This window comes from Ignavibacteria bacterium (assembly GCA_016873775.1).
Lineage (GTDB): Bacteria > Bacteroidota > Ignavibacteria > UBA10030 > F1-140-MAGs086 > JAGXRH01.
This window is the reverse complement of record VGWC01000130.1, coordinates 1-3,041: the sequence shown is the minus strand read 5'-3', so window position 1 is coordinate 3,041 and position 3,041 is coordinate 1. Positions and strand designations below refer to the sequence as shown.

The window sequence follows — 3,041 nt, the reverse complement described above, 5'->3', positions numbered from 1 at the left end:
TGGAACGGTGTGACCGAATAATCGTCGTCCTTCCGATGCGGCGTAATATGCAGTATCAATTCCTTCCTGCACATCGCCGCGCGTTTCAAGTAACACTTTTCCCATTTCTTTCGTCATTGCGCGGGCGAGTTCTTCTTTGCGTTCCGTCATTATGTCGCCGACTTTTTTGAGAATGTCGCCGCGTTTTGGTGCCGGAACTAATCGCCAACTCTCGAATGCTTTCTTAGCTGCAGCAACGGCTTCGTTCACATCTTCTTTCGATGATTTGGGAAATGTTCCCAATACTTCGTTGTTATTTGCCGGATTGCGATTCTCGAATTCTTGTCCCGATTTTGCATCGCACCATTTTCCGTTTATGTAGTTTTGAAATTTTTTAGCCATTAAATTTAGTTTCTATTTAGTTTTATAAATTATACTTCGATGACCAATTATTTCTATCATAATTGTTCGTTTAGTTTTATTAAATGAATATATACCTCGATAATCGCCAACTCTCAATTTGAAATTTCCTATATTTATCTTTCCACGAAATGCTTCGCGGGGAATATAGTCGCAGTACTCTGCAAGCCATTCTTTTTTTCTCTGATTCGCTCACGCAAATTTTTATCAAATGACTTTACATCGTCATAAACAGTATCTCTGTAATCAACTTTATATTGACTCATCAGAGTACGTTATTCCAAAATTCCTCGTGAGAAACTGTTTTTCTTTTTTTATTTGAACGTAAGCGTTGCGTGACACTTGGTAATAACTCCAAATCTTTATCAACGTCGTAATATTCTTGAATAAGTTTCATCCTATCAACCAATAATTCATTTACATATTGTTCGATAAGTTTTTTTTGCGGTGTCGTTAAATTTTGTTGAATCATATTTATCTCTTCTCCAATTTCAATTGCAAATCAAAATATTGTCCATCGCGAAATACTTTTACCTTCATCACTTGTCCCGCAGAAGCAAAACTGAATGCGCTTTTGATACTTTCTTCGTCAGAAATTTTTTCTCCGTTCACTTCAATAATAACATCGCCGACTTCAAATCCCGCGCGATTGGCTGGGCTTCGTTGTTTCACGTCAGTAACAATTACGCCATCAGTTTTTTGTAATCGAAAGTATCGAGCAATGTGTGCATCAATATTTTGTACGTCAAGTCCCGTCCAAAAACTGCGTTCCACTTTACCCGATTTGCGCAATTCATTCATTATCGTTTTCACGCGATTAATCGGAATCGCAAATCCAAGTCCGATATTTCCCTGATTCGGCGTGTAAATCACGGAGTTAATTCCAATTACTTCGCCAAGAGAATTCACCAATGCTCCTCCGCTGTTTCCTGAATTAATCGCGGCATCTGTTTGAATCATACCACGATAATACCTTCCTGCTTCTGCACGTAAATTCATATCCACAGCACTAACAACACCAACGGTAACAGTAGGTTTATCGGAAATTTCAAAAAGACCAAACGGATTCCCGAGCGCAATGACCCATTCACCAATAAGTATATCGTCGGAATTTCCAAGTTTCACAAAAGGAAAATTATGACCGTCAATTTTTAAAAGTGCAACATCGGAAACCAAATCCGTTCCTACTAATTGCGCATTATATTTCTTTCCGTTTGTGAGTATTACTTCAATCTTCGTCGCATTTCCTGCAACGTGGTCATTCGTCAAAATATATCCGTCTTCAGAAATAATAAAACCGGAGCCAAGTCCTTTCACTTCCTGTTTGAATGTTTGATTGCCAAAAAATTGCCGGAAGAACGGGTCGTTGCCAAACATTTGTCCCCACGGTGTAATATATTCGCGCACTTCGATAACGTTGATTCCAATTACTGCGGGACTTACTTTTGCAACTGCATTCGTTATTGCGTTTTGACGTGAGTTGGAAATATTATCATTCACATTTTGATTTTGTGAATCGTCGCTTGCTGTTTCAAGGGATGCAATATTTTCTATCGCGCCGTTCTTCTTTTCTGATGTTGAAAAAAATGTTTTCCCGGCAATCACTCCAACGCCAAAAGGAATTGTGAGAATGATGAGAATAAAAAAGAATTTTTTCATAATAAAATTGTTGAATTTAATAGAACACGGATTACACAGATGCAACGGATTTAAACGGATGAATAAAATCAGTGAATATCAGTTTAATCAGTGTAATCCGTGTTCTATTCGTTAAAATCAATTTCAATAATAACAATAATTACAAGTGCATCTTTCTTTTCAAAACTTTCTTCACTGCTGAAACAATCGCATCTTTATCAATGCCATATTTCTTCATCAACTCGCTTCCATTTCCCGATTCGCCAAACGTATCATTCACCGCGACAAATTCTTGCGGGGTTGGTTGATTCATCGCAAGAACTTCAGCAACTGCGCTTCCTAATCCGCAATGAATTTGATGGTCTTCGGCTGTTACAATCGCGCCGGTTTCTTTCGCCGCTTTGATGATTGCTTCTTTGTCAAGCGGTTTAATCGTGTGCATATTGATAACACGGCAAGAAATTTTCTCCGAAGAAAGAATTTCTTCCGCGAGAATTGCTTCCCACACTTGCAATCCCGCCGCGATAATCGTTACGTCATTTCCTTCAATCAACGTTTGCGCTTTTCCAATCTGAAACGGAATGGAATCATCCGTGAACACCGGCGTATTATCGCGGAAAAATCGAATGTAAAACGGCGAAGGAATTTTTACACATTCTTTTACGGCTCGAAACGTTTGATAGTAATCGCACGTTGTCATCACATACATATGCGGAAGAACGCGCATCGTTGCTAAATCTTCGAGCGATTGATGCGTTGCGCCATCGGGACCGACCGTAATGCCGCAATGCGATGCGCAAATTTTCACCGGCATTTCGCTGTAGGCAATGCTTTGTCGGATTTGATCGAAAGGTCTTCCCGTTGCAAACTCGCCGTACGCCGATGCGAAAGGAATTTTTCCCGCAAGACAAAATCCTGCGGCAACTCCCATCATATCCTGTTCAGCAACGCCGACAGAAAAAAATCTCTCAGGAAACGCTTTCTTGAATAAATCAGTTCGCACG

Annotated in this window: 4 protein-coding genes; all 4 read right to left on the bottom strand. The window is 39.8% G+C overall.

Translation table 11 applies throughout. The features are described 5' to 3' along the window. Positions 1 to 381 (bottom strand): aldehyde dehydrogenase family protein (locus FJ218_11230; GenBank protein MBM4167473.1); only part of this gene is annotated, 381 nt, incomplete at its 3' end. A 283-nt stretch (positions 382 to 664) separates the two neighbouring features. After that, positions 665 to 871: a hypothetical protein gene (locus FJ218_11225; GenBank protein MBM4167472.1), complete on the bottom strand. Its 207-nt coding sequence runs from the start codon at positions 869 to 871 to the stop codon at positions 665 to 667. 2 nt (positions 872 to 873) lie between these two features. Then, on the bottom strand, positions 874 to 2,058 hold the full coding sequence (locus tag FJ218_11220) for a PDZ domain-containing protein (GenBank protein ID MBM4167471.1): 1,185 nt from the start codon (positions 2,056 to 2,058) through the stop codon (positions 874 to 876). 139 nt (positions 2,059 to 2,197) lie between these two features. After that, on the bottom strand, positions 2,198 to 3,041 hold an 844-nt coding region (locus tag FJ218_11215), incomplete at its 5' end, for a transketolase family protein (GenBank protein MBM4167470.1).

Excerpts from the sequence above, each read along its gene's own strand:
- FJ218_11225 (MBM4167472.1), bottom strand. The coding sequence starts at position 871 with ATGATTCAACAAAATTTAACGACACCGCAAAAAAAACTTATCGAACAA.
- FJ218_11220 (MBM4167471.1), bottom strand. The coding sequence starts at position 2,058 with ATGAAAAAATTCTTTTTTATTCTCATCATTCTCACAATTCCTTTTGGC.